This window comes from Streptomyces sp. DSM 40868, assembly GCF_011820545.1.
Taxonomy (GTDB): Bacteria; Actinomycetota; Actinomycetes; order Streptomycetales; family Streptomycetaceae; genus Streptomyces; species Streptomyces eurythermus.
This window is the reverse complement of the sequence record NZ_CP050504.1, coordinates 1,566,315-1,591,412: the sequence shown is the minus strand read 5'-3', so window position 1 is coordinate 1,591,412 and position 25,098 is coordinate 1,566,315. Positions and strand designations below refer to the sequence as shown.

Annotated in this window: 21 protein-coding genes; 11 read left to right on the top strand and 10 right to left on the bottom strand. The window is 75.2% G+C overall.

Features of this window, described 5'->3' with window-relative positions:
• Positions 1 to 63: 63 nt before the first annotated feature.
• Together HB370_RS07015 and HB370_RS07010 are read left to right on the top strand one after the other, a co-directional pair.
• Positions 64 to 405: a hypothetical protein gene (locus HB370_RS07015; RefSeq protein WP_030775335.1), complete on the top strand. Its 342-nt coding sequence runs from the start codon at positions 64 to 66 to the stop codon at positions 403 to 405.
• Between the two features lie 28 nt (positions 406 to 433).
• Entirely contained in the window at positions 434 to 856 is a 423-nt protein-coding gene (locus tag HB370_RS07010) for a secondary thiamine-phosphate synthase enzyme YjbQ (protein WP_030775337.1), read from the top strand.
• 97 nt (positions 857 to 953) lie between these two features.
• Here HB370_RS07010 and HB370_RS07005 read toward each other — a convergent pair whose 3' ends face one another.
• On the bottom strand, positions 954 to 1,361 hold the full coding sequence (locus HB370_RS07005; protein WP_030775338.1) for a DUF5997 family protein: 408 nt from the start codon (positions 1,359 to 1,361) through the stop codon (positions 954 to 956).
• An 82-nt stretch (positions 1,362 to 1,443) separates the two neighbouring features.
• On the opposite strand from HB370_RS07005, the gene HB370_RS07000 reads away from it, so the two are divergent.
• On the top strand, positions 1,444 to 2,244 hold the full coding sequence (locus tag HB370_RS07000) for a LysR family substrate-binding domain-containing protein (protein WP_030775340.1): 801 nt from the start codon (positions 1,444 to 1,446) through the stop codon (positions 2,242 to 2,244).
• A gap of 62 nt (positions 2,245 to 2,306) precedes the next feature.
• On the opposite strand, the gene HB370_RS06995 is transcribed toward HB370_RS07000, so the two are convergent.
• The 3 genes from HB370_RS06995 to HB370_RS06985 form a co-directional block, all read right to left on the bottom strand.
• Entirely contained in the window at positions 2,307 to 3,806 is a 1,500-nt protein-coding gene (locus HB370_RS06995; protein ID WP_030775342.1) for an MFS transporter, read from the bottom strand.
• Positions 3,807 to 3,904: 98 nt separating this feature from the next.
• Complete coding sequence (locus tag HB370_RS06990; protein WP_030775344.1) at positions 3,905 to 4,594, bottom strand: HAD family phosphatase; 690 nt, start codon at positions 4,592 to 4,594, stop codon at positions 3,905 to 3,907.
• 20 nt (positions 4,595 to 4,614) lie between these two features.
• A complete protein-coding gene (locus HB370_RS06985) occupies positions 4,615 to 5,094 on the bottom strand; it encodes an Lrp/AsnC family transcriptional regulator (protein WP_030775346.1) in 480 nt (159 codons plus the stop codon).
• A gap of 230 nt (positions 5,095 to 5,324) precedes the next feature.
• Between HB370_RS06985 and HB370_RS06980 the strand changes: the two genes are divergently transcribed.
• Both HB370_RS06980 and HB370_RS06975 read left to right on the top strand, forming a co-directional pair.
• Positions 5,325 to 6,818, top strand: a complete 1,494-nt coding sequence (locus HB370_RS06980; RefSeq protein WP_030775348.1) for an FUSC family protein — start codon at positions 5,325 to 5,327, stop codon at positions 6,816 to 6,818.
• A gap of 116 nt (positions 6,819 to 6,934) precedes the next feature.
• Entirely contained in the window at positions 6,935 to 7,972 is a 1,038-nt protein-coding gene (locus tag HB370_RS06975; protein ID WP_030775350.1) for a lactonase family protein, read from the top strand.
• Between the two features lie 249 nt (positions 7,973 to 8,221).
• On the opposite strand, the gene HB370_RS06970 is transcribed toward HB370_RS06975, so the two are convergent.
• The 4 genes from HB370_RS06970 to HB370_RS06955 form a co-directional block, all read right to left on the bottom strand.
• A complete protein-coding gene (locus tag HB370_RS06970) occupies positions 8,222 to 9,148 on the bottom strand; it encodes a hypothetical protein (protein WP_106980553.1) in 927 nt (308 codons plus the stop codon).
• 166 nt (positions 9,149 to 9,314) lie between these two features.
• Positions 9,315 to 10,289: a BadF/BadG/BcrA/BcrD ATPase family protein gene (locus tag HB370_RS06965; RefSeq protein WP_167512952.1), complete on the bottom strand. Its 975-nt coding sequence runs from the start codon at positions 10,287 to 10,289 to the stop codon at positions 9,315 to 9,317.
• Entirely contained in the window at positions 10,286 to 10,963 is a 678-nt protein-coding gene (locus HB370_RS06960) for a uracil-DNA glycosylase (protein ID WP_030775358.1), read from the bottom strand. Before HB370_RS06960 ends, HB370_RS06965 begins: the two co-directional genes overlap by 4 nt.
• A gap of 144 nt (positions 10,964 to 11,107) precedes the next feature.
• The gene (locus tag HB370_RS06955; protein ID WP_030775361.1) at positions 11,108 to 12,196 is read right to left on the bottom strand and encodes an exo-alpha-sialidase; all 1,089 of its coding nucleotides are present in this window, start codon (positions 12,194 to 12,196) and stop codon (positions 11,108 to 11,110) included.
• 273 nt (positions 12,197 to 12,469) lie between these two features.
• On the opposite strand from HB370_RS06955, the gene HB370_RS06950 reads away from it, so the two are divergent.
• Positions 12,470 to 13,063 (top strand): hypothetical protein, encoded by a 594-nt coding sequence (locus tag HB370_RS06950; RefSeq protein WP_030775364.1) that lies wholly within the window; start codon positions 12,470 to 12,472, stop codon positions 13,061 to 13,063.
• Between the two features lie 322 nt (positions 13,064 to 13,385).
• Here HB370_RS06950 and HB370_RS06945 read toward each other — a convergent pair whose 3' ends face one another.
• On the bottom strand, positions 13,386 to 15,053 hold the full coding sequence (locus HB370_RS06945; RefSeq protein ID WP_030775368.1) for a DNA alkylation response protein: 1,668 nt from the start codon (positions 15,051 to 15,053) through the stop codon (positions 13,386 to 13,388).
• Between the two features lie 71 nt (positions 15,054 to 15,124).
• Here HB370_RS06945 and HB370_RS06940 point away from each other — a divergent pair, with 71 nt between their 5' ends.
• Positions 15,125 to 15,892, top strand: a complete 768-nt coding sequence (locus HB370_RS06940) for a PaaX family transcriptional regulator C-terminal domain-containing protein (RefSeq protein ID WP_030775371.1) — start codon at positions 15,125 to 15,127, stop codon at positions 15,890 to 15,892.
• Positions 15,893 to 16,327: 435 nt separating this feature from the next.
• The gene (locus HB370_RS06935; RefSeq protein WP_051815223.1) at positions 16,328 to 17,506 is read left to right on the top strand and encodes a benzoate/H(+) symporter BenE family transporter; all 1,179 of its coding nucleotides are present in this window, start codon (positions 16,328 to 16,330) and stop codon (positions 17,504 to 17,506) included.
• A 43-nt stretch (positions 17,507 to 17,549) separates the two neighbouring features.
• Here HB370_RS06935 and HB370_RS06930 read toward each other — a convergent pair whose 3' ends face one another.
• Positions 17,550 to 18,338 carry a pectate lyase gene (locus HB370_RS06930; RefSeq protein ID WP_030775377.1) on the bottom strand — a complete coding sequence of 263 codons (789 nt, stop codon included), beginning with the start codon at positions 18,336 to 18,338 and terminating at the stop codon, positions 17,550 to 17,552.
• A 318-nt stretch (positions 18,339 to 18,656) separates the two neighbouring features.
• Here HB370_RS06930 and HB370_RS06925 point away from each other — a divergent pair, with 318 nt between their 5' ends.
• The 3 genes from HB370_RS06925 to HB370_RS06915 all read left to right on the top strand — a co-directional run bounded on the left by HB370_RS06925 (position 18,657) and on the right by HB370_RS06915 (position 25,096).
• Positions 18,657 to 19,976: a PHB depolymerase family esterase gene (locus tag HB370_RS06925; RefSeq protein ID WP_030775379.1), complete on the top strand. Its 1,320-nt coding sequence runs from the start codon at positions 18,657 to 18,659 to the stop codon at positions 19,974 to 19,976.
• A gap of 266 nt (positions 19,977 to 20,242) precedes the next feature.
• The gene (locus HB370_RS06920; RefSeq protein WP_030775383.1) at positions 20,243 to 20,782 is read left to right on the top strand and encodes a hypothetical protein; all 540 of its coding nucleotides are present in this window, start codon (positions 20,243 to 20,245) and stop codon (positions 20,780 to 20,782) included.
• Between the two features lie 9 nt (positions 20,783 to 20,791).
• On the top strand, positions 20,792 to 25,096 hold the full coding sequence (locus HB370_RS06915) for a cation-translocating P-type ATPase (RefSeq protein WP_030775386.1): 4,305 nt from the start codon (positions 20,792 to 20,794) through the stop codon (positions 25,094 to 25,096).
• Positions 25,097 to 25,098: the final 2 nt, after the last annotated feature.

The following is a 25,098-nucleotide window of genomic DNA, read 5'->3' as shown; positions in this document are numbered from 1 at the left end:
CGCGTTCCCCACCGGGCGACCATGATCGACGATCGATAACTCGGCGCCTCACCGCCTCCGTGTATGAGCTCGTCAGGCGGCGGCTGCGGAGGCGACGAGGAAAAGCCCGCTGCCGAGGCGGAGGCGCCGGCATCGGCAGCGCCGGCCAAGCCGGTCCCTCCGTACAAGATCACGCTTCAGAAGCTCGTGCGCGGTGTTCCCCACATCGACGTCGAGGTCGACTCGAAGGAGAACCTGCGCGGCGTCTTCGAGGAGGTCGCCAACGACTGGGTTGAGAAGTGTCGTCCCCGCGTTGCTGTGGTTCCTCGTCGGATCCAGTGGGGGAGGGGCCCGTTCGGGCTCTGGGAGGAGGGCCAGCCGGCGACGAGGTCGGCGGGCCGTTCGGCGTACGGCGGGGGCGTGTGAAAACCGGCCCATGGGCCAGGATGGGGGCATGTCCGATGCCTTCACCACGCGCATGCTGCACGTCTCCACCGGTACCCGGGAACGTGTCGTCGATCTGACCGCCGACTGCGAGGAGTTCCTGCGGGAGGCGGCGGCCGGCCGGGACGGTCTGCTGAATATCTTCGTCCCGCACGCCACCGCCGGGATCGCCGTCATCGAGACGGGCGCCGGCAGCGACGACGACCTCCTCGCGGCCCTGCACACCCTGCTGCCCGCCGACGACCGCTGGCAGCACCGGCACGGCAGCCCCGGCCATGGACGCGATCACGTCCTGCCCGCCATCGTCCCGCCGCACGCCACCCTTCCGGTGATCGGCGGACGCCTGGAGCTGGGCACCTGGCAGTCGGTGTGTCTGGTGGACACCAACAAGGACAACCCCGACCGCCGGGTACGGCTGAGTTTCCTGGGCTGAGGCGCCGGGGGACGGCCGGGCTCCCCCGGGGCGGCACGCAACGGCCCCGCCATGAGGCGGGGCCGGACGGGTCGGCGGCGGGGCGGGGCCGGACGGGTCAGTGGCGCCCGGCGGCGCCCTCCTCGTCCGCCTTCTCCTTCTTCGCGTTCTTCAACCGTGCGGCCTCCTTGCGGACCTCGGCCTGGGTGGCGCGCTCCTTCTCCAGCCATTCGGGCCGCTCCTGCTTGAGCGCCTCGATCTGCTCGGTGGTCAGCGCCTCGGTGACGCCGCCCCGGGCCAGACCCGCGATGGACACGCCCAGCTTGGCGGCCACCACCGGGCGCGGGTGGGGACCGTTGAGCCGCAGCTCGCGCAGCCACTCCGGCGGGTTGGCCTGGAGCTCGTTCAGCTCGGCGCGGGAGACCACACCCTCCTGGAAGGAGGCGGGGGTGGCGGGGAGGTACACACCCAGCTTCTTCGCCGCGGTCGCGGGCTTCATCGTCTGGGTGCTCTGCTGCGACTTCATGAGGTCAAGGGTATCGGCCGCGTGCGCGGGCGCCGACCACGGCGGGAACCGGAGGGACGCCGGCGGCCGGTAGTCTGGCCTGGTGACAGGCTCGGAGGAATCACCGTCGTTCCGGCTCGCGTACGTTCCCGGGGTGACGCCCGCCAAGTGGGTGAGGATCTGGAACGAGCGGCTGCCCGGCGTCCCGCTCACCCTCGTCCAGGTCCCGGCCGCCGAGGCGCCCGGGGTGCTGCGCGCGGGGGAGGCGGACGCGGGCTTCGTCCGGCTGCCGGTCGACCGTACGTACTTCAGCGCGATCCCGCTGTACACGGAGACCACGGTGGTCGTGGTCCCCAAGGACCACCTGATCACGGCGGCGGAGGAGGTGACCCTGGCCGACCTCGCCGACGAGGTGCTCCTGCACCCCCTGGACGACGTCTTCGACTGGGAGGCCCCGCCGGGCGAACCCGCCTTCGAGCGCCCCGCCACCACCCCGGACGCCATCGAGCTGGTGGCGGCGAACATCGGCCTCCTGGTCGTACCCCAGTCGCTGGCCCGCCTGTACCACCGCCGGGACCTCACCTACCGCCCGGTCGTCGACGCACCGCAGTCGAGCATCGCCCTGTCCTGGCCCGAGGAGGCCACCACCGACCTGGTGGAGGACTTCATCGGCATCGTCCGCGGTCGTACGGTCAACAGCACCCGGGGCCGTACGACGGCCCGGCCCGCGGCCGACGCCCGGCCGGGGCGCTCCGACCGAAGCGGCACCCAGCAGAACGGCAAGTCGGCGGCGAAGTCGTCGGGGAAGTCCTCCGGCAAACCGGCGGGCCGCACGTCGGGCGCCCGCACCGGCGGCCGGCCGGCCAAACCGGCCAAGCGGGGCAAACCGCGCCGGAGGTCCTGAGCGCGGCCTGCCGGAGCCGGCACAGAAGGGCGCTCGCCGCTGCCGGTGGCCGCCCCCCCTCCTCACGTGCCCGGCCGTACCCCCTCCACGGCACCGCCCTCCCCGCGGCCCGGCCCGGCCGGCTCCGCGGCCTTCTCCGGCTCGGGCCGTACATGGCGTTCCCGCAGGTCGGCGACCGCCAGCAGCAGGGCGACCAGGATGATGCCGACGGCGGAGAGCAGCCCCATCTGCATCGCCGTATCGGTGCGGCCGTGGTTGGCGAGATGGGCGAAGTACACCGAGCCCACCACCGCGATCCCGGCCGCCGAGCCGACGCGCTGGCCCGTCTGGAGGACACCGCCGGCCGCGCCCGCGCGCTGCACGGGGACCCGGGTGAGCGTGAGGGTGGTGTTCGGGGAGACGGTCAGGCCGGACCCGATGCCCCCGACGAGCAGCGGCAGCGCCGACGCCCAGCCCAGGTTCGGCCCGGGTACGAGGGCCACCGCCACCATCACTCCGAGCAGCCCGAGGGCCACGCCGCCCAGCCCGATGACGACCAGCTTGCGACCGAACCGCACCACCAGCCGCCCGCCGGCGGCGGCCCCGACCGCGGAGGCCGCGGCGAACGGCAGCACCGTCAGCCCCGACGCCAGCGCGCTGTAGCCGACGCCGTTCTGCAGGTACAGGGCGTAGAGGAAGAAGACGGTGGTGAAGCCCGCGAAATAGGTGAGGCTGATCAGGGCGCCCAGCGTGAACGAACGCAGGGAGAACAGGCCCAGGTCCACCAGCGGGGCGCGCCCGAGCAGTCCCTGCCGGCGCTCCCAGACCCAGAACGCGCCCAGCAGGACCAGGGCCAACGGCATCAGCGCCCACTTCTCCCGTCCGGTCCACTGCTGCTCCTGCACCAGGGGCAGCATCAGCGCGAGCACGCCCGCGCCGAGGAGCAGCACCCCGAACAGGTCGAACACCTCGCGCTTGCCCGCCGCCGGGTAGCGGGGCAGCAGCCGCACTCCCGCGGCGAAGGCGGCCACCCCGATCGGCAGATTGACGAAGAACACCCAGCGCCAGCCGTCATCGGTGCCGGCGGCGTCGATCAGCAGCCCGCCCACCAGCGGGCCCGCCGCCGTCGACACCCCGATGACCGTGCCCAGCACACCGAAGGCCTTGGCCCGCTCGGCGCCCTGGAACATCTGCTGGATCAGCCCCGAGGTCTGCGGCGCGACCATGCCGGCCGCCGTGCCCTGGATCAGCCGGAACACCACCAGCCAGCCGGGGCCGGAGGCGAGCCCGCACGCCAGCGAGGCCACCGTGAACAGGGCGAGGCCGACCAGGAAGACCTGACGCCGGCCGCGCATGTCGCCCAGCCGGCCGGCCGGCACCAGCGCCAGCCCGAAGGTGAGGGCGTACCCGGAGACCACCCATGACTGGACCGCCTCGGATGCCCCCAGCCCGCGCTCCAGGGAGGGAAGGGCCACGTTCACGATCGAGGTGTCGAGGAGCGAGATGAATCCCGCCGCCAGACAGACCCCAAGCGCCTTCCACCGCCGCTCGTCGGGGGCGGGCCGTGCCTGGACTGTGCTCATGGGGTCACGCTATGCAGCCACGGCCGACCGCGCACGCGCAGAGGGCCGTCCGTAGCGGAGCCACGCCTGCGCCGGTCCGCCCCGATGCCCGCGCTGCTTCAGCGGGCCCCGTCGCGCAGCCAGTCGTACACCCGTCCCGCCCTGAAGTCCGCCTGGCCGCCGCGCAGCAGTAGTGACGCGGTGGCGAACTCGGGGGCGTCCGCCTGGGCGGGGACGTACGGGAGGGCGATGCAGCGCATGCCGGCCGCGTGGGCCGCGGCGGCGCCGGGGGCCGCGTCCTCCAGGACCACGCAGTCGGCCGGGGGTGTGCCGAGGCGGCGGGCCGCCTCGAGGAAGACGTCGGGGGCCGGCTTGCCGTGGGGGACCTCGTCGGCCGAGACCGTCGTGCGCAGGTGGGCGGCGAGGCCGGTGCCCGCGAGGACGGCCTCGATGGCCTCCGGGGAGGAGCCCGAGGCCACCGCCATGGGGACGTTCCCGGCGGCCAGCAGCTCCACGAACGCGCGCATCTCCGGGTACGCGCGCGTGCGGGTGCGGGCCAGGTCCAGATAGCGGCGGTCCGTCTCGGCCAGCAGCTCCGGCTCCGAGGCGCGCAGGCCGTAGCGCTCCCGCCAGATGCGTACCGACTCCCGGGTGCTGATGCCGACGTAGCCCTCGTGGTCCGCCCAGGTGAATCCGGGGACGCCGTGGGCGGCCAGGGTCTGCCGGCTCGCCTCGTAGTGGTTCGGCTCGCTGTCCACGAGCGTTCCGTCGAGATCGAAGATGACCGAGATGGTGCCGAGATCGTTCATGGCGCCCAGCATGCCAACCGTCAGCCGCGCGCCGTCGCCCGGCCCACCGACTCCACCAGGGGCAGCAGCCGGTACGGGACCCGCTCGCGCAGCGCCACCTCGGTGCGGGTGCGTACCACGCCCGGGAGGCTGATCAGCTTCTGGATCACGTCCTCCAGGTGCGCGTTGTCCCGGCCCACCACCCGGGCCAGCAGATCCCCGCCGCCGGTGATCGAGAAGGCCTCCACGATCTCCGGCACGGCGGCCAGCGCGTCCCCCACGTCGTCCAGGTGTCCCTGGGTGACCTCGATGTGCACGAACGCCAGCACCGGATGGCCCAGCGCGGCGGCGGAGAGGGAGGGACCGGTGCCGGTGATCACGCCCTCCCGTTCCATCCGGTCCAGGCGGGCCTGGAGGGTGCCCCGGGCCACGCCGAGGATGCGGGCGTACTCGCGCACGCTGGTGCGCGGCTGCTCCAGGAGCAGTCGCAGGATGCGGGTGTCGAGCTCGTCCACGGCCATGATGGACGACTGTACCAATGGCCCAGCCGAGGTGGAGCCCCGTACGGCCTCCGACCTGGTCCGTTGGCATTCCGGTGGGTGCGGGTGGAGTGCCCGTGCTGAGCCAATGGACCGGCCAAACGGGGCTCACTTGAGCCAACGAGCCCGGTGATGCTCTCATGGACGTGTCAATGGCGCTGCGGGTCCCCGCGGCGCCTTTTCCGTATCGGTGGTCCCAGGGGAGGGCAGCAGTGCTGAAGAGGATGTTCGTGGCACCGGACCCGGGGCGGGCGCGGTTGCGTTTCGCCGCGCGGGCCGTCCTCGGCATCGGGCTGGCGGTCGTGGTCTGCGGACTGGCCGGACACTCCCTCCCGGGAGCCGTCACCGGGGGGCTCGCCGCGCTGCTCGCGCTGTTCACCGTCGCCGACCCCACCGTGCGCGGCCAGGCGGTGACCACCGCCCTGCTGCCCGTCGTGGGTCTCCCGGTGCTCACCGCCGCGGCCGGACTGCACGACCACCCCGTGGCCCGGGACCTGACCTTCCTGGCCGTCACCGGCGCCGGCGTCTACGCCCGGCGGTGGGGCCCGCGCGGGCACAGCCTCGGCGTGTTCGCCTTCATGACCTTCTTCGTGGCCCAGTTCCTGCACGCCACCCCGGACCGGCTGCCCGAGCTGTACGCCGCCGTGCTGCTGTCCGTGCTCGCGGCGGCCGGCGTCCGCTTCGGCCTGTGGTGCTACGAGCGCCGGCTCGCCCCGGCCGCCGCCCCACCCGCTCCGCTCGGCGGCACCGGCCTCGCCCGGGTGACCACCCGGCAGGCCGTCCAGGCGACCGCGGGGGCCGGCTTCGCGCTCGTGCTGGGGCAGCTGGTGTCGGGACAGCGCTGGTACTGGGCCGTCGGCGCCACCTGGTGGATCTTCGTCAACACCGCCTCGCGCGGCGAGACCCTGGTCCGCGGCTTCCGCCGGGTCCTCGGCACGGTGCTCGGCATCGGCCTGGGCCTCCTCGTCGCCGTCCCCCTGCACGGCGCGCCCGTCCCGACGGCGGTCCTCGTCGCCGTCTGCGTCTTCGGCATCTTCTACACCGCCGCCGTCTCCTACACCTGGATGATGCTCTGGGTGACCCTGCTCGCCACCTCCCTCTACGGCCTGCTCGGTGTCCTCAGCCCCGGACTGCTCGCGCTGCGGCTCGCCGAGACCGGGGTCGGCGCGCTCGGCGCCGCGCTCGCCGTCCTGTGCGTGCTCCCCGTCACCACGCACGCCACCACCGACGCCTGGATCCAGCGGGCCCTGCGCTGCGTGCACGCCTGCACCGCCGAGGCCGCGGCCCGGCTGGCCGGCTCCGCCACGGCCGACCCCGCCCCGCGTGTCGCCGAACTGGAGCAGCTGCTCGGCCGGGTACGGCTGTCGGTGGCGCCGCTGGTGCATCCGCTGAACCCGATGCCGGCCCGCAAGGCGCGGGCCCGCCGGGTCCTGGCGCTGCTCGACGACTGTGCCCGCGAGGTCCGCGGCCTGGTCGCGATCGCCGCCGACCCCGAGGCATCCCACGACGCCCGCCTCGCCGCCGCCTGCTGGCGGGTGGAGGCGGCCGTCGAGGCCCTCACCGCCGGCCGCGCCGAACCCGTCGCGCACCCCGCCGAACCGCCCGCCGAACCCGCCCTCGCCCATCTGCACGGCCTGGAGCGCGCCCTCGCCGACCTCGCGGAGCCGCTGCGCACACCGTCCCGGTCCCGGCTGGTCGGGGCCTGAGCGCCCCGGCACGGCGCGAACCGCCCTGCCACCGCCCCTTGGTCTAGACCGCGCGGCGGCGACTGCTACCGTCGGCCCCGGACCGGCTCGACGGGCTCGACCGAGAGGGGACAGCGGTGGCAGGGGACGGCAGGGCGGGCAGGCGCCGGGCGTTCATCGGATCGTTCACGGCGGCGGGCGGCCCCGGACTGGTGACCGCCGAGGTCGCGCCGGGCGGCGGGGCCCTCACCCTGCTGTCCGCCGTCAAGGACGTCCCCGACCCCTCCTACCTCGCCCTCGCACCGGACGGGCGCACCCTCTACGCGGTCAGCGAGACCGCCGAGGGGACCGTAGCCGCCTACCGTGTCACCGGGGACCGGCCGGAACCCGCCGGGGCCCCGGTACCGGTCGGCGGCAGCGGCCCCACCCACCTCGGCCTGTACGCCGGGTACGTGCTGACCGCCAACTACGGCTGCGGCAGCGTCACCGCCGTGCCCCTGCGCCCGGACGGCTCGCTCGCCGGCATGCCCTCCGGACGACTCCAGCACACCGGCTCCGGGCCGCACGACCGGCGGCAGCGCGGCCCGCACGCCCACCAGGTGCAGCCCGACCCCAGCGGCCGGTGGGCCGTCAGCGTCGACCTCGGGACGGACTCGGTCCGGGTGTGCACCGTGGTGGACGGCAGCCCCGTCGTGCACCGCGAGTTCGCCCTGCGCCCCGGCTCCGGCCCGCGCCATCTCGCCTTCCACCCGGACGGCGGCCACGCCTACGTGGTCAACGAGCTGACCCCCACGGTCACGGTCTGCCGCTGGGACGCCGAGCGCGGCACGCTCAGGCCCCTGACCGAGGTCCCCGTGCTGCGCGACGCGCCGGCCGGCGACGCCTACCCGTCCGGGATCGTCGTCTCGCCCGACGGCCGCTTCGTGTGGACCGCGACCCGCGGCGAGGACGTCCTGTCGGTCCTCGCCGTCGAGGCGGACGGGCTCCGGCTGACCGGCACGGTGCCCTGCGGCGGGCACTGGCCGCGCGCGCTGGCCGAACACGACGGCTTCCTCTACGCGGCCAACGAGCGCTCCGGCGAGGTCTCCTGGTTCGCCGTGGACCCGACGACGGGCGTCCCCCGCTACGACGGCTCGGTGCGGGTCGCCGCGGCCTCCTGCGTCGTCTTCGGCTGAGGGGACGGGAGCGGACCGAGGAGGGGGCGCGCAGAGGAGGGGCGGGCCGAGGACGGGAGCGGACCGCGGGGTGGCGCTGCGCAGTCCGGATACGGCGCGGACCGCCGGGTGGTGCCGCGCCGCCCCGGGTACCGCGGACCGCCCGGAGGCGCCACGCCGCCCCGGATACGGCGACGGGCCCGCTCCGGGAAGGAGCGGGCCCCGTGTCGTACGCGAGCCCTGAGCCCTGGTGCGCCGGTGGCCGGCGGATCAGCGGACCGGGGCGCCCTGCGGCTGCTGCGGGGCGATGCCCAGCGCCGTCGTGTACTTGGCGAGCGCGAGCTTGCCGACCGCCGGGTACGCGCCCAGCGCCTCGGCCGTCGAGCAGCCCGCCTCCTCGGCCGCCGCGGCGAGCAGCTCCTGGTCGATCTCCGGGCCGATCAGGTACGGCGCCAGGGCCAGCTGCTGCGAACCCGCGGAACGCAGCTGCTCGGCCACGGAGGCGATGGAGCCCTCCTGGTCCAGGGCCGCCGCCATCACCGGCACGGCCAGGCGCGCGGCGAGCAGCATGCCGGTGATCCCGGCCGCCTGCACGGCCTCCTCGCCGCCCACGGACGCCAGGATGATGCCGTCGGCGGCGGTGGCCACGGTGAACAGCCGGGCGCGGTCGGCACGGGCCAGACCCGCCTCGGACAGCCGCACGTGCAGCGCCTCGGCGAGCAGCGGGTGCGGGCCGAGGACATCGGTCAGCTCGGCGGCGACCCGGCTGTCCATCACGGCCTGCCGAATCCGCCGCAGCAGCGCGCTGTCCGGACCGGCCAGCAGCGGAACGACGACGGCGGCCGGCCCCTCGGGCTCCGTGACCTCCTCGACCCCGGCGGCGAGCGCCTGCTCGTACCGCGCGGTGCGCTCCTCGGCGGTGCGCGCCAGCACGGAGCGGAGCGCGGGGAACTCGGTGTCGTCCCCGTCCACGTACCCGATCCGGGCGTCCAGGCCGGGCAGTTCGGAGCGGGCGATGCTCACGACCTCCTCGGCGAGGCCGCGCGTGCCGGCGCTGGGCGCGCCGGGCACCGCGAGGACGAGCGCGGGCGCGCCCTCGGGAGCCACCAGCGGTTCCGGGCGGCGGTGCCGACCGGGCTGGCGGGGGCGCGGCATTCGTACGGGCAGGCCGGACGCGGGTCCAGTGGGGGAGCTCATGGCGCCGCATGTTACTGGTTTCGTGGGCTCCTCCGTTCGGGGAGGGTGCAGGTGAGCGGTATCCGTCCGGTTTTGTCTGATGAGTTACGGACGGATACCACCCGGGCCGGGCACATGCCGGACGCATGACCCGGCACCGGGACGGAACCGCTCGAACGGGACCCCCTCAGTCGTTCAGGTCGCGCACCACGTACAACAGCGCCGGTTCACCCGGCAGGGTGAGCCGGTCCGTCGCCAGATCCGTCGCGATCCGCACCGCTCCGTGCAGCGGATCGCCCTCGGCCGGCACCTGCCGGGCGTGCGGCAGCCGGCGCGCCAGCTCCTCGCGCAGCGGCCCGAGGAGCGGGTCCCCCATCTTGAACAGACCGCCGGTCAGCGCCACTTCGGGGGCGCCGTCGGACGGGCACACGGCGGCGGCGGAGTCGGTCATGTGCCGGGCCGCCGCGCGCAGGACGTCCGCGGCGACCGGGTCGTGCGCGGCGCACGCGGCCACCTCGGGCGCGAACGAGGCCAGTACGGCGGCCCGGTCGGCCCGGGGATACAGCCGGCCGGGCAGGCCGCGCACCGGGCCGAACCGCTCCTCGGCGCGGGTCAGCAGCGGCGCGGAACCGCCGTCGCGGCCGTCGTGGGCGCGCAGCGCGGCCTCCAGACCGGCCCGCCCGATCCAGGCGCCGCCCCCGCAGTCGCCCAGCAGATGCCCCCAGCCGTCGGCCCGTCGCCAGCCCGTCAGATCCGTGCCGACGGCGATCAGACCGGTGCCCGCGGCCAGCACGGCGCCCGGACGCGGCCCGAGGGCGCCGACGTACGCGGTGACGGCGTCCGCAGCCAGCGCCACGGCGCGCACGCCCAGTTCCCGGGCGAGGGCGCCGGGCAGTTCGGCGCGCAGGGCGTCGCCCAGGCTGGCGAACCCGGCGGCCCCGACGACAGCCGTGGGCAAGGCGTCGAGCCCCGCCTCGGCGGCCAGGGAACGGGCCACCGGAGCGAGCTGGGCCATCAGATGGGCGGGGTCGATGCCCCGGGCACCGGTACGGACCGGCTCCCGGGTCTCGCCCCGCGCCGAGGGGTCCCGCCCGGGCACACCGACGGCGACCCGGAGGCCGGAACCGCCGGAGTCCACGGCGAGATACCCCGTGGTCGTCACGGCAGACGCCAGTCCACCGGCTGTCCGCCCTGCTGCATCAGCAGGTCGTTGGCCCGGCTGAACGGGCGCGAGCCGAAGAAGCCGCGATCGGCCGACATCGGCGAGGGATGCGCGGACTCCACCGCCGGCAGACTGCCGAGCAGCGGACGCAGATTGCGGGCGTCGCGGCCCCACAGGATGGACACCAGCGGCTTCCCGCGTGCCGCCAGGGCCCGGATCGCCTGCTCGGTGACCTCCTCCCAGCCCTTGCCGCGGTGGGCCCCCGGGCTGCGCGGCGCGGTGGTCAGCGCCCTGTTGAGCAGCAGGACGCCCTGCTGTGTCCACGGGGTGAGATCCCCGGTGGACGGCTGCGGGAGCCCGAGGTCGCTGTGCAGCTCGCGGAAGATGTTGATCAGGCTGGGCGGCAGCGGCCGTACCTCCGGCCCGACGGAGAACGACAGTCCCACCGCGTGCCCGGGGGTGGGGTACGGGTCCTGACCGACGATCAGGACGCGTACCTCGTCGAAGGGCTGCTGGAAGGCCCGCAGGACGTTCGGTCCGGACGGGAGGTACGTGCGTCCCGCGGCGATCTCCGCGCGCAGGAAGTCGCCCATGTCGGCGATCCGTCCGGCGACGGGTTTGAGGGCCTTCGCCCAGCCCGGTTCGACGATTTCATGCAACGGTCGTGGTGCCACGGGCGTCACCCTACTGCCGTACACCCGTCGCCGATCAACCGACGGCCGGAGCACGACCGGGTCCGGCCACCCCGCACCGGCCCGCCCGGCCGCCCCCGCCACCGGTGCGCGCGGGGGGTGCGGCCGGGTTCGTCCGTGGGCTGCTCAGCCGACCACCGCCGCTCGTACGCACAGGACGTCCGGCAGGTGGGCGGCCAGCAGGTGCCAGCTGTCGCCGTCGTCGGCGGAGGCGAACACCTCGCCGTTGCGGTTGCCGAAATACACCCCGGCGGGGTCGCGGTCGTCCGTGCACAGGGCGTCCCGCAGCACCGGGCCGTAATGGTCCGCCTCCGGCAGGCCCTTGGCCAGCGGTTCCCAGGACCGGCCCGCGTCGGCCGTGCGGAACACCCGGCAGCGGTGTTCGGCGGGCACCCGGTCGACGTCGGCGGCGATCGGGAAGACGTACGCCGTGTCGCCCCGGTGCGGGTGGGCGGCCACCGCGAAGCCGAACGTGGACGGCAGGCCCGCGCCGATGTCGGTCCACCGCGCACCCGCGTCGTCGCTGCGGTACACCCCCCAGTGGTTCTGGAGGTACAGCCGGTCCGGGTCGCGCGCATCCCTGGCGATCTTGTGCACGCACTGGCCGAACTCCGGATACGGGTCCGGCAGGAACACCGCGGACACCCCGGAGTTGGACGGCGCCCAGCTCGCGCCGCCGTCCGCCGTGCGGAACACCCCGGCCGCCGAGACGGCCACCGTCACGGTCCGCGGATCGCGGGCGTCGGTGAGCACCGTGTGCAGGCCCTCGCCGCCCAGGCCCGGCACCCACCGGGACCGGGTCGGGTGCTCCCACAGCGGCCGGACCAGGACGAAGCTCTCGCCGCGGTCCTCCGAACGGTACAGCGCGGCCGGTTCCGTGCCCGCGTACACCACGTCCGGCTCGGCCGCGGACGGATGCAGCTGCCAGACGCGCTCCAGGGAGGCACCGGTGTCCTTCGGGAACCGCACGGCGGGCCGGGCCGGTTCGGTCCAGGTGCGGCCGAGGTCGTCGGAGTGGAACACCGACGGCCCCCAGTGTGTGCTGGAGCCGCCCGCCAGCAGCCGGGGCCGGGACGCCCGGGTGTCGATCGCGACCGAGTACACGGCCTGCGCGTCGAAATACGGACGTTCGTCGAACTCCCAGCGGCCGCCGCCCCGTCGCCGCCCGATGAACAGGCCCTTGCGGGTTCCCACCGCGAGCAGTACCTCGGCCATGACCGATCACCTCCGGGACACCGTTGTCCGGGTAGTCGTCAGATATCGGCCAGTGTGCACCCCACCACTGACAATCCCCCCGCCATGGGCGTCCGCGCAGCTCACGGCCCATGTCACCGGCCGGTGGCGAAGATCGGCCGGTTCCGTTCCGGCATGCGCCTGCGCAAGAGGGGTGTCTCGTGCGACCGTCGGGGTGACGGCTCGTCGTGAGCAGCGGAGCGATCCCTCCCGTACGGGAGGGCGGTCCGGCCGGTCGGTGCGCTCGTGAGGAGGATGCCCTTGAAGGCGTTCCGTGGTCCGAAGGTGTGGCTGTGGCGCTGGCGGCGGAACCCGCTCAGACGCCGGGCCGACGTGGTGGAGGCATGGGTGGTGCTCGGCGCCTTCCTGCTGACCGTCCTGTCCGGAGTACTGGCGGGCCTGGCGGCGGCCGGCGCGGTGGAGCACGGGCTCGCCCGCGAACGGAGCCTGCGACGGCCCACCGTGGCCCGGGTGGTCACGCCGCTCCCGGCGAAGCCCGCCGCGCGGGAGGACCGCGCCCCGGCGGGGGAGCGGGTCTGGACCGAGGTCCGCTGGACGGCGGTCGACGGCTCCTCCCACACCGGCCGGATCCGGGTACGCTCCGGCAGCGCGCCCGGCACGCCGGTCACCGTCTGGACCGACCCGCGGGGCCGGCTCGTCGACCGCCCCACCAGCGCCTCCGAGGCCGCCTTACGGGCCACCCTGATCGGCCTCCTGATCGGCGTGAGCGCCGCCGCCGTGCCCTGCGTCGCGGGCCTGGCCGTACGGGGCCGCCTGGAGCGCCGCCGTATGCGGGAGTGGGACACGGAGTGGGCCCGCCTCGGCCCGCAGTGGGGACGCATGGTCTGACGGCCGGTCAGCGGTCCGTGGTCCCCGGAGTCCTCGGTCCCAGAGGACCCCGGTTCCCGGTCCCGGAAGCCGCGTGACCGCCTCGCCCGTCGTCCGTGGTCCTTTCCCGGGGCCAGCCTCGCCTCCCACACCAGCGAGCAGCCCCTTCGTCCCCGGCGGCCCCGCCCACACGTAGTCCCCTCCACGCGCGCGTGCGCGCCACGGCACCGATGACGTCCGGAGCCGGTTGTCACGGGCACGCGTACGCGCGCGGGGGGCCGAGCCGCACGACGCGGCCTCGGGGGGCCGTCGTCACGTGCACGCGTACGCGCGCGGGATGCGGTCAGTTCCCGCCGGGCAGGGCGCGCTCCAGGATGGCGTCGAGGCCGGTCCCGGCGGGGAGGGTGCCGAACGCGTGCCCCCAGTCGCCGCCCAGCCGGGACGCGCAGAAGGCGTCCGCGACCGGGTGAGGGGCGTGCCGTACCAGAAGGGAGGCCTGGAGCGCGAGCGCCATCCACTCGACCAGCCGGCGGGCACCCACCTGATCGGTTCCGGCCAGCTCGTCCCTGAGCGCGGCCACGGTCGCGTCGAGGCGGGCGTCGGCCCCGCGCGCCAGGGCGAGTTCGGCGAACAGGGCCTCGGCGGTGTCCGGTTCCCGGCCGAGGGCGCGCAGCACGTCGAGCGCGTTGACGTTCCCGGAGCCTTCCCAGATCGACAGCAGCGGGGCCTCCCGGTAGTGCCGGGGCATCCCGGAGTCCTCCACGTATCCGTTGCCGCCGAGGCACTCCAGGGCCTCGGCCGTGAAGGCCGGGCCGCGCTTGGTGACCCAGTACTTGCCGACGGCGGTGGCGATGCGCCGGAAGGCCCGCTCCCCGGCGTCCCCGCGCACCGCGCGGTCCGCCGCGCCGGCGAGGCGCAGCGTGAGTGTCGTCGCGGCCTCCGACTCCAGCGCGAGATCGGCGAGGACGTTGCGCATCAGCGGCTGGTCGATCAGCCGGGCGCCGAACGCGCTGCGGTGCCGGGCGTGGTGGCCCGCCTCGACCAGCGTCTTGCGCATCAGGGTCGCCGAGGCCATCACACAGTCCAGCCGGGTGCAGTTGACCATCTCGATGATGGTCTTCACGCCCCGCCCCTCCGGCCCCACCAGCCAGGCCACGGTCCGGTCGAACTCCGGCTCGGAGGACGCGTTGGAGCGGTTGCCCAGCTTGTCCTTCAGCCGCTGGATGCGGAAGGTGTTGCGACTGCCGTCCGGCAGGACGCGCGGCACCAGGAAGCAGGACAGCCCGCCCGGGGCCTGCGCGAGCACCAGGAAGACATCGCACATCGGCGCCGATGTGAACCACTTGTGCCCGCGCAGCGTGTACACGCCCGGCTCGCCGGTGGGCGTGGCGGTGGTGGTGTTCGTGCGGACGTCGGAGCCGCCCTGTTTCTCCGTCATGCCCATCCCGGCGAGCAGCCCGGGCTTGTCGGTGGGCACGCGCAACTCGGGGTCGTACTCCCGGCTGGTGAGCAGCGGTTCGTACACCTTGGCCAGTTCCGGCTGGGCGCGCAGGGCGGGTACGGCCGCGTACGTCATCGAGGTGGGGCAGCCGTGTCCCGCCTCGGTGTGCCCCCACACCAGGCCGCCCGCGGTCCGCGCCACGTGCGCGCCCGGCCGGTCGTCGGCCCACGGGGCGCCGGCCAAACCCTCGGCGACCGCCGTCCGCATCAGGTGGTGCCAGGCGGGGTGGAAGTCGACCTCGTCGACGCGGTGGCCGTAGCGGTCGTGGGTGCGCAACACCGGCTCGTACCGGTTCGCCAGCTCGCCCCACTCCTGCGCCTGCGCGCTCCCGGCACGCGCCCCCAGCCGCCGGAGGTTCTCCTCGGCCCATCCGGCGCCCTCCCGGCGCAGCCCCTCCAGCAGGGCCGGGTCGTCGGAGGCGTCGTACGGGGCGAGCGGCGGGGGCTGGTTGGTGACGTCGTGCGTACCGGACTGCGGCTGGGGCGGCGACTGCGCGGGAATCGAGACCATACGAGCATGTTGCACTCTCCGTGCGGCCGTAGCAATGCTGCAACAAGCGGGCGCACGTACAGTACGGGTCCATGTGCGTGAACGTCCCGGCGGAGCCGGACCGGCCGGTGCCGGACCCGGCGGCCCTGCGACCCCTGTCCGCCCGGTCGGTGGTGCTGAGCCTGCTCCTCGGCGTGCACCCGCCGGAGCTGCCGGTGCGGGACCTGGTCCGGCTCGTGGAGCCGTTCGGCATCGGCGGCTCCACGCTCCGGGCCGCGCTGAGCCGGATGGTGGCCGCCGGGGACCTGCGGCGCACGGACGCCGTCTACCGGCTCAGCGACCGGCTGCTGGAGCGGCAGCGGCGCCAGGACGACGCCGTACGGCCGCGCACGCGCGCGTGGCACGGTGACTGGGAGATGGTGGTGATCACGGCGACCGGGCGCGGCCCCGCCGAACGCGCCGACCTGCGCGCCCGGCTGACCGCCCTGCGCCTGGCCGAACTGCGCGAGGGCGTCTGGCTGCGCCCGGCCAACCTCGACCGGCCGCTGCCCGCCGAGGTGCACCGGGTGGCGCTGACGTACACGGCCCGTCCCGACGAGCCCCCGGGCGAGCTGGCCACCCGGCTGTGGCCGCTGGCCGATTGGTCGGCCACCGCGCGCTCCTTGCTCGGCCGGGCGGCCCGAGCGGACCGCCCGGCCGACCGGTTCACCGCCTACGCGGCGGCCGTCCGCCATCTGCTCACCGACCCCGTCCTGCCGCCCGCCCTGCTCCCCGCCGACTGGCCGGGGGAGGAACTGCGCACGGCGTACGCCGGTTATCGACGGGACCTCGGCGCGGGGCTCGGGGTGCGCGGGGCGTAGCGGAGGAGCGCGTGCACCGTGCCCGCGCCGTGCCCGCGCCGTGCGCGGACCCGAAGCGGTGACGGTGACAGGTTTCCACGTCGTGAGGCGGGCGTGGGGTCCCCCGTGGCGTCGCTCGTCGGACACCCGCTGTACGGTCGAGGCCGTCGCCGACCTGGAACAGGCCCGCAAGCCGACCGGAACAGGCCCGAAGCGGGCCGCGGAGGAAGACAGTTGAGCCCCGAGACCCCCGAGACGGACACCCCGCCCGCCACCGGCCTCCCCGCCCGGAAACCGGCCGAACGGCCGTCCGGGGAACCGGAGCCGCACGACCGGTCTGCCGGGGGATCGGAGCCGCACGACCGGTCTGCCGGGGAACCGGAACCCCACGGCCGCGCTGCCGGGCAACCGACCGAGCCGTCGGCCGCAGTACCGGAGCCGCGCAGTCGGCCCCGGCTGCTGCGGGACGCGTCGCTGTCGGCCGTGCTGGCGGGCTTCGTGGCCGTCGTCGTCTCCTACTCCGGAACACTGGTCATCGTGCTCGCGGCGGCCTCGGCCGGACACCTCGATCCCGCGCGGACCACCTCCTGGGTGTGGGCGATCTCCCTGGGCAGCGGCCTGACCTGCATCGGGCTGAGCCTGCGCACCCGGATGCCGGTCATCACCGCCTGGTCGACGCCGGGCGCGGCGCTGCTGGTGACGAGCCTCGGCGCGTACCCCTACGCCGAAGCCGTCGGCGCGTTCCTGATCAGCGGTGCCGTCATCGCGCTGATCGGGCTGACCGGGGTGTTCGGGTGGCTGATGCGCCAGGTGCCCGCGGCGGTGGTCTCGGCGATGCTGGCGGGCATCCTGTTCGGCTTCGGCACCCATGTCTTCACCTCGTTGAAGACGGCGCCGGTCATCGCCGGTTCCGTGCTGCTCGCCTACCTCCTGGCCAAGCGGCTGCTGCCCCGGTACGCCGTGCTCGTCGCGCTCGCCGCGGGGGTGGCCGGCAGCGCGGCGACCTCGCGGCTGCACGTCCGCCTCCACACGGTCGAGCTGGCCCGGCCGGTGCTCACCGCCCCGGAGTTCTCCCTCGCCTCGCTCGTCGGCATCGCCGTGCCGCTGATCGTGGCCACCCTGGCCTCGCAGAACGCCCCGGGCATGGCGGTGCTCTCCGCCTCCGGCTACCGGCCGGGGGACCGGCTGCTCATCGGCACCACCGGAGTGGCGTCCACGGTGCTCGCCCCCTTCGGGTCGCACGCGGTCAACCTGGCCGCGATCACCGCCGCGATCTGCACCGGTCCGGAGGCGCACCCCGATCCGCGGCGGCGGTATGTGGCGGGTGTCTCCTGCGGCGCCTGCTATGTGCTGATCGGTGCCTTCGGATCGACGCTGGTGGCCTTCTTCGCCGGGCTGCCCGGGGAACTGGTCGCCGCCGTCGCGGGTGTCGCCCTGTTCGGGGCGCTCGCCGGGGGGCTCACCGGCGCGGTCAAGGAGGAGAAGGACCGCGAGGCCGCGCTGATCACGTTCCTGGCCACCGCCTCCGGCGTCACCCTGTTCGGCATCGGTTCCGCCTTCTGGGGCCTCGTCTTCGGCGTGGCCGCCCACCTGGTCCTGTCGGGGCGCCGGCGCGGGCGGACGGCGGGCGCCTGACCCGCGGCCGGGCCGCCGACGGCGGCGGCCCGGCCCTCGGGGCTCACTTGTAAGTGATGTCCGAGCTGGAGTACTTGCAGTAGGTGCCGTCCGGGCCCGAGCCGTTGGTGGTCGGTTCGGCGCCGGTGTTGTTGCCGATGTACTTCTGGCAGGGAACGATCTTCCTGCTGGTGTCGCCGACGATGGTGATGGTCCGCAGGGTCGCGCTGTCGCCGTAGTTGGTGTTGATGCCGACCAGCTTGTTGCCCTTGTAGGTCGCCTCGATGCCGCTGAGGTTGATCGTCCGCTTGTACTGGGTCTTGCAGTTGCCGCAGGAGCGGACGAACGTGCCGAAGTTCTTCACCGCGAAGTTCGAGACGTTCAGCGTGCCGGCGCCGTTGAACTGGAACACCTTGTCGCTCGCCTCCTTCGCCCCGCCGCCGCTGACGGTGTAGACGTTGGACGACGAGGAGCCGAGGAAGGTGGCCGCGTCCTCGCCGACGTCCTCCCACCAGACGTTCTGCAGCGTGCAGCTGCCGAGGCAGTGGACGCCGTCGGCGGCGGGGGAGCCGATGACGACGTTCTTGAGGACCGCGCCGGGGGCCAGTTCCAGCAGGGGCCCCTGGTCCTCGTCCTGGCCGTCGCTGCCGAGGTCGCCGCTGCCGTACAGCCGCTTCATCCCGTAGTCCTTGGTGCCGGACACCGAGATGGTGGAGGAGACCGCCTGGCTGCCGTTCGGGGTCGGCCAGGTGGCCGCGTCCGCCGGCGCTCCGGAGGTCATGAGCATGCCAAGCGTGAGTCCGAGCGTGGCGAGTCCGCCGAGCAGACCGCGCGAGGTCGCTGATGAGGTCATGTCCCGAAATGCCTTCTTCCGTGGGGTGCTGCTCTGTGGGGGTTACGTACGTGAACCTCGTACGCCATGTGGAACCGAGTTGCGGGATCACGTCGACCGACCGACTGTCTTGCGTGCCGGACGGTCACGCTGATGAACGGACCGTAGGATGCAAGCGCTTTCTAGTCAACGGGTCGCGCAACGCTTTTCCGGCCGCGAGAAGTAGGGGTGGGAGCGCTTCCATGAGTCGCGTGTCCATGCCACGATGCCGGGTGGTCCTCCGGCGTGACACGCACACAGCACGCCCCGTACGACCCGCCATCGGAAGGGACAGGTGACGTGCCCCCCACACCGCACCAGCCGAGAACCGGCCCGCGCACCGCACTCGTCGCCCTGCTGGGCGCCCTGCTGCCGCTCCTCGCGATCCTCGGCCTCGCCGCGCCCCCGGCCCAGGCGCGAACCGGGGCCGTTCCCGCGGCCACCCTCACCGAGGTCACCGGATTCGGCGCCAACCCCAGCAACCTCCGGATGTACGTCTACGTGCCGCAGAACGTCAGCCCGCACCCGGCGGTCGTGGTGGCCGTGCACTGGTGTGGCGGCTCCGCCTCCGCGATGTACTCCGGCACCGAGTGGCCCTCGCTGGCCGACCGGCACGGATTCGTGCTCGTGTACCCGTCCGTCACCCGCGCCAGCAAGTGCTTCGACGTCTCCTCCCCGCAGGCGCTGCGCCACGACGGCGGCAGCGACCCGGTCGGCATCCGGTCCATGGTCGACTGGGCGACCCGCACCTACGCTGCCGACACCGGCCGGATCTTCGTCACCGGCATCTCCTCCGGCGCGATGATGACCAACGTCCTGCTCGGCGACTACCCCGACGTGTTCGCGGCGGGCGCCGCCTTCTCCGGCGTCCCCTTCGGCTGCTTCGCCACCACCGACGGCTCCGAGTGGAACAGCGCCTGTGCCGGCGGCACCGTCACCCGCACCGCGCAGCAGTGGGGCGACCTGGTGCGTGCCGCCTACCCCGGCCACACCGGTCCGCGACCGCGCATGCAGCTGTGGCACGGTACCGAGGACGACACCCTGCGCTACCCCAACTTCGGGGAGGCGGTCAAGCAGTGGACGAACGTGCTCGGCGTGAGCCAGACCCCCGCCGCCACCGACACCCCCGCCGCCGGCTGGACCCGCACCCGCTACGGCGGCACCGGTGACCGAGCCCCCGTCGAGGCGATCAGCCTCCAGGGCGTCGGCCACAACCTCTACAGCTGGGGTATGGCCTCCCGCGCCCTCACCTTCTTCGGCCTCGACGGCGACGACGGCGGCAGCGGCCCGCAGCCGCCCTCCGGCCCCTGCCGGGTCACGACCGCCGTCAGCGCCTGGAGCACCGGTCTGACCGCCTCCGTGACCGTCACCAACACCGGCACGGCCCCGGTGAACGGCTGGAAACTCGACTTCACCCTCCCGGCCGGCCAGACCGTCACCAACGGCTGGAACGCCGACTACGGCACCCGCACCGGCGCGGTGACGGCCACCAACGCCGCGTACAACGCCACCATCGCCCCCGGCGCGAGCGTCACCCTCGGCTACCAGGCCACCCACACCGGCGACAGCACGGCGCCGACCGCGTTCAGCCTCAACGGAAGCGCGTGCACGGTGGGTTGATCACCTGCTCAGGCGCACCGGTCCGGCAGGGGACGGCCGGGCGGTGCGCACCGCCCGGCGGGGGATCGCCGTATCCCGTATGCCCCTCAGCGCAGGGCGCCCCCCATGCCCCCCGGCGTCCGCTCTCCCGGCCGGGCCGGGGGTGGCGTCGCGCGGGCCCGAGAGGTTTCCTGGTAGCAGCGGGCCTCCCCTGGAAAGAGGGGATGACCAGCGCGGTCGCGGGCACTCGGTGGGCACGTTAGGCGATCTCACCCCCGTGGAGAGTCATGGCTGAGCAGAAGTCGTCGTCGGTCCTCACGGCGCCCCTGCGCGGCGCCGCCTCGGTCCTGCGCAGGGTGCCCGGCGCCGGAACGGTGGGCAGGGCCGCCGAGGGGACACTCGACAGGATCGGCGCGGTCTCGCCCCGAGGCCGGCGCATGGCGGTGTACACGGGCGCCGGGGTGCTCGGCGTGGCGGGTGTGGTGGAGTGGCCCGTGGCGCTCACCGGCGCGGCGGTGGCCTGGCTCACCCAGCCCCGGCCCGACCAGCCGGCGCGGGGCGCGGACGCCGGCACGCAGCGCCCGGATCCCGCGCACGACCTCGGCACCGCGGCCCTCAGGTCCGGCGCCGGACACGGCCGGGTGGTCGAGGGCGCGCCGGGTGGCAGCGGGAGCCATACGGCCGGCCATGCCCCCGGGCGCGCCAAGGGAACGGGACACGCAACGGCGCCCGGGCCGCCCGCGGCCGACCACGGCGCCGGGACGGGGACCAGGACGTCCTCGGGCCCGCTCGGGCCGACCGCCCGGCCCGACCGCACCACGCTCTAGGAGGTCGAGGTGGCCGGACTGCTGACGGCACCGACAGCCGCCGTACGGCTGCTGCCCGCGGCACCACGCCTGCTCGCGCGGGCGGCGGCACCGGCGGTCGGCATGGCCGCCGGTGCCGCCGCGAGTACCGCGCGCGCCGGTGTGCGCGGCGCGGACACCGCCGCCCGGGTCGCCCGGGTGGCCCGCAACGCGCTGCCCGGCGCCGGTACCCACTGGCGCTCCGGCGCCCGCGCCCATCTGGCCGTACGTCCCCTGGAACGGGACCAGGCGCGGCGCGCCGGCGGCACCGCGCACCTGGCGCGCCGGGTGGCCGAGGCACTGCGGGAACACCCCGAGGTGCTCGTCGCCTACTGGGACCAGGGGCTCGCCCGCCTGGTGGTGACCGCGACCGGCGAAGAGGCCGCCGACCGGGTCCTGGCGCACGCCGCGGACCTGGCCGAACGGCACGGCCTGGCGCTGGCCGGCGGCGACGACACCGAGACCACGCACCCGGCCGACCCGGCGGGGGTGCGCGCCGCCGCGGCCACGCTCGCCGCCGACGCCGTCGGGATCGCCGTGGCCCTGACCGCCTACACCCTGCGGCTGCCGCCCTCCCCCCGGATGGTGACCGCCGCCGTGACCCTGCTGCGGGAGAACCCGCGCTTCCGCGCCTGGCTGCGCGCCCGGCTCGGTGACGACAGGATGGACCTCGCACTGGCCTGCGCCAACGCGGCCGTGCACGGCGCCGGGCAGAGCCCCACCTCGCTGGTGCTCGACGGCGTCCTGCGCGCCTGCCAGGTGGCCGAGACGGTGGCCCGCTCGACCGCCTTCGACGCGGTGCACGACCGGCTGTGCGCTCCGCAGCGGGTCAGCATCGCCCCGGACGGCTCGCCCCGCCCGCCGCTGCGGGTCTCCCCGGCCCAGGAGTACGCCGCCCACGCCTCCGCGGGCAGCGTGCTGGGCGCGGCGGCCACTCTGCTGGTCAAGCACGACACCGCCGAGGCGGCGGAGGCGGTGCTGGCCGGCTCCCCGAAGGCCGCCCGCTACGGCCCGGCCGCCTTCCACGCCGTACTCTCCGGCGCGCTGGCCCGCACCGGCGTACTGGTCCGCGCCCCCGAGCGGCTGCGCCAGCTGGAGATGGCCGGCACCGTCATAGTGCACCCCGGCGCGCTGCGCACCGAGGACGGCGAGCCGGACCCGTGGACCGAACCGGTGCTGGACGCGGCCCGCCGGGCCGGACTGCGGGTCGTCCTCGTGGACGATCCGGCCCTGGAGGACTTCACCGGCCTCGCCGACCAGGTCGTCGACCCCCGTCGGCCGCTGGACGACGTGGTGTACGAGGCGCGCGGCGAGGAGGGTGCCGTCCTGGTGGTCGCGCGGGTGCGCACGGCCGCCGAACACGACGTCCTGGCCGCCCTGCGCGCCGCCGACATCGCCCTCGCCCTGACCGACCGGGACGGCGCGGTCGTCTGGGGCGCGGACCTGCTCGCCCTGCACGGCCTGCCCGACGTGTGGCGGGTCCTGACCGCGATCCCGGCCGCCCGCCGGGTCGGCCGCCGCGCGCAGACGCTGGCCCGCTCCGGCGCCGCGCTGTCCGGGCTGCTCGTCGCCGTCGGCGAGTCCGGCGGCGGTAGGGGCCGCCGGTCCGTGCTGCCGGGGCTGCGGCACGCGCCGGTCGACGCGGGCGCCGCCTCCGCGCTGCTGTCCGGGGTGCGCGCCGCCCTCGGCGTGGCGGCGGCCCGCGCCCCGCACCCGCGCCCCCGGGTGCACTGGCACGAGCTGGACGCGGACGAGGCCCGGGACCGGCTGGCCCGGGAACCGGCCGCCGACACCGGGGCCGACGCGCTGACCACCCGGGTGCGCAAGGCGGCCAAGAGCGTCACCGGGCACCCGGCCGCCGCGCCCGTCCGCTGGTCCTACCGGCTCGGCCGGGCCGTCCGGAGCGAACTCCAGGACCCGCTCACCCCCGTGCTGGCCGTCGGCTCGGCGGCGTCGGCGATCCTCGGCTCGGTCGTGGACGCGCTGCTCGTCGTCGGCGCCCTGGACCTCAACGCCCTGGTCGGCGGCCTCCAGCGGCTACGGGCCGAGCGGGCGCTGTCCGGACTCGTCGCGGAACAGAAGCAGAAGGCCCGCCTGGTGCCGCCGCAGACCGACGCCCCGGCCGGCGGCACCCGCACCGTGGAGGCCGGCGGGCTCCGGCCCGGTCACGTGATCCAGCTGAAGACGGACGACGTGGTGCCCGCCGACGCCCGGCTGCTGTGGCAGGAGGGCCTGGAGGTCGACGAGTCCGCGCTCACCGGCGAGTCGCTGCCCGTGGAGAAGCAGACCGACCCCACCCCGCACGCCGCCGTGGCCGACCGGCGCTGCATGGTCTTCGAAGGGACGACGGTGGTGGCGGGCGAGGCCCGGGCCGTCGTGGTCGACACCGGAGACCGCACCGAGGCCGCCCGCGCCGTCCACCTCGCCGCGCGCACGCCCCCGGCCGGCGGAGTACAGGCCCGGCTCCAGGAACTGAGCCGCAAGGCGCTGCCGCTGACCCTGGGAGGCGGCGCCGCCGTGACGGGCCTGGCGCTGCTGCGCGGCACCCCGATCCGCGAGGCGGTCAGCGGCGGGGTCGCGGTGGCCGTGGCCGCCGTACCGGAGGGGCTGCCGCTGGTGGCGACGGTCGCCCAGCTGGCCGCGGCCCGCCGGCTGAGCCGGGGCGGAGTCCTGGTGCGCACCCCGCGCACCCTGGAGGCGCTGGGCCGCATGGACACCATCTGCTTCGACAAGACCGGCACGCTCACCGAGAACCGGCTGCGCCTGGTGCGCACCGCCGACACCGAGGGCGAGATCCACGCCGTGGACGACGCCGGCGCGGAGGAGATCGTACGGGCCGCGGCGCGGGCCTGCCCGCAGCTCGACGGCGGCTCCGGCCGGCCGGTGCACGCCACCGACGAGGCCGTGCTCGCCGCCGCGCCGCCCGACCAGGACTGGTCCCGGATCGCCGACCTGCCGTTCGAGGCCGCGCGCGGATACGCCGCCGCCGTCGGCCGCGCCGGGGACGGCCCGCCCGTGCTGGTGGTCAAGGGGGCCCCCGAGACCGTACTGCCCGCCTGCGCCGGGCTGCCGGAGCACGCCGCCGACACCGCCCACGCGCTGGCCGGGGACGGGCTGCGGGTGCTCGCGGTGGCCGAACGGCGCCTCGACGCTGCCGAGCAGGAGGACGAGGCCCTCGAAGGGCCGCTGGAGAACCTGGAGTTCATCGGCCTGCTGGCGCTGTCCGACGTACCGCGCGAGACCTCCATGGCACTGGTGGACGCGCTCAACGGGGCGGGCGTACGACCGGTGATGCTCACCGGTGACCATCCGCAGACCGCGCGGGCCATCGCCGCCGACCTGGGCTGGCCCGCGGACACGGTGGTGGTCACCGGCGACGAGCTGGCCGCCGCCGACCGCGCCACCCGGGCCCGGATGCTGCGCGACGCGGGCGTGGTGGCCCGGGTGGCCCCCGAGCAGAAGCTCCAGGTGGTGGAGGCGCTGCGGGACGCCGGCCGGGTGGTCGGCATGGTCGGCGACGGCGCCAACGACGCGGCGGCGATCCGCGCGGCGGACATCGGCGTCGGCATCAGCGCCCGGGGCTCGGCCGCCGCCCGCAACGCGGCGGACATCGTGCTGACCGACGACGACCTGACGGTCCTGGTCGACGCGGTCGGCGAGGGCCGCGCCCTGTGGCACAGCGTGGCCGACGCCATCGCCATCCTGATCGGCGGCAACGCGGGCGAGGTCGGCTTCGGCATCATCGGGACCCTGCTGTCCGGGCGGGCGCCGCTGTCCACCCGGCAGATGCTGATGGTGAACCTGTTCACCGACCTCTTCCCGTCGATGGCCGTGGCGGTGACGGAGAAGGAGGACGGACAGGGCACGGTCCGGGCGCGGAGCGGATCGCCGGAGGACGCCTCCGCGGTGCTGGGCGCCCCGCTGCTGCGGCAGATCCGGCACCGGGCGCTGACCACCTGTCTGGGCGCGGTCACGGCCTGGCTGATCGGCCGCTTCACCCCGGGCACCGCCCGCCGCTCCAGCACCATGGCCCTGTGCGGGGTGGTCGGCACCCAGCTGGTGCAGACCCTGCTCGACCGGCGGGACAGCCGGCTGGTGCAGGTGACCTCGCTGGGCTCCGCGCTGGCGCTCGTCGCCGTGGTCCAGACCCCGGTCCTCAGCCGCGCGTTCGGCTGCACCCCGCTCGGCCCGTTCGCGTGGGCGGGCGTCGTGGCCGCCATCGCCCTGGCCCTCGCGGGCCAGCGGTCACTGCCCCGCCTGGAGCAGACCGTGGGACGACTGCTGCCCACGAGGTGACG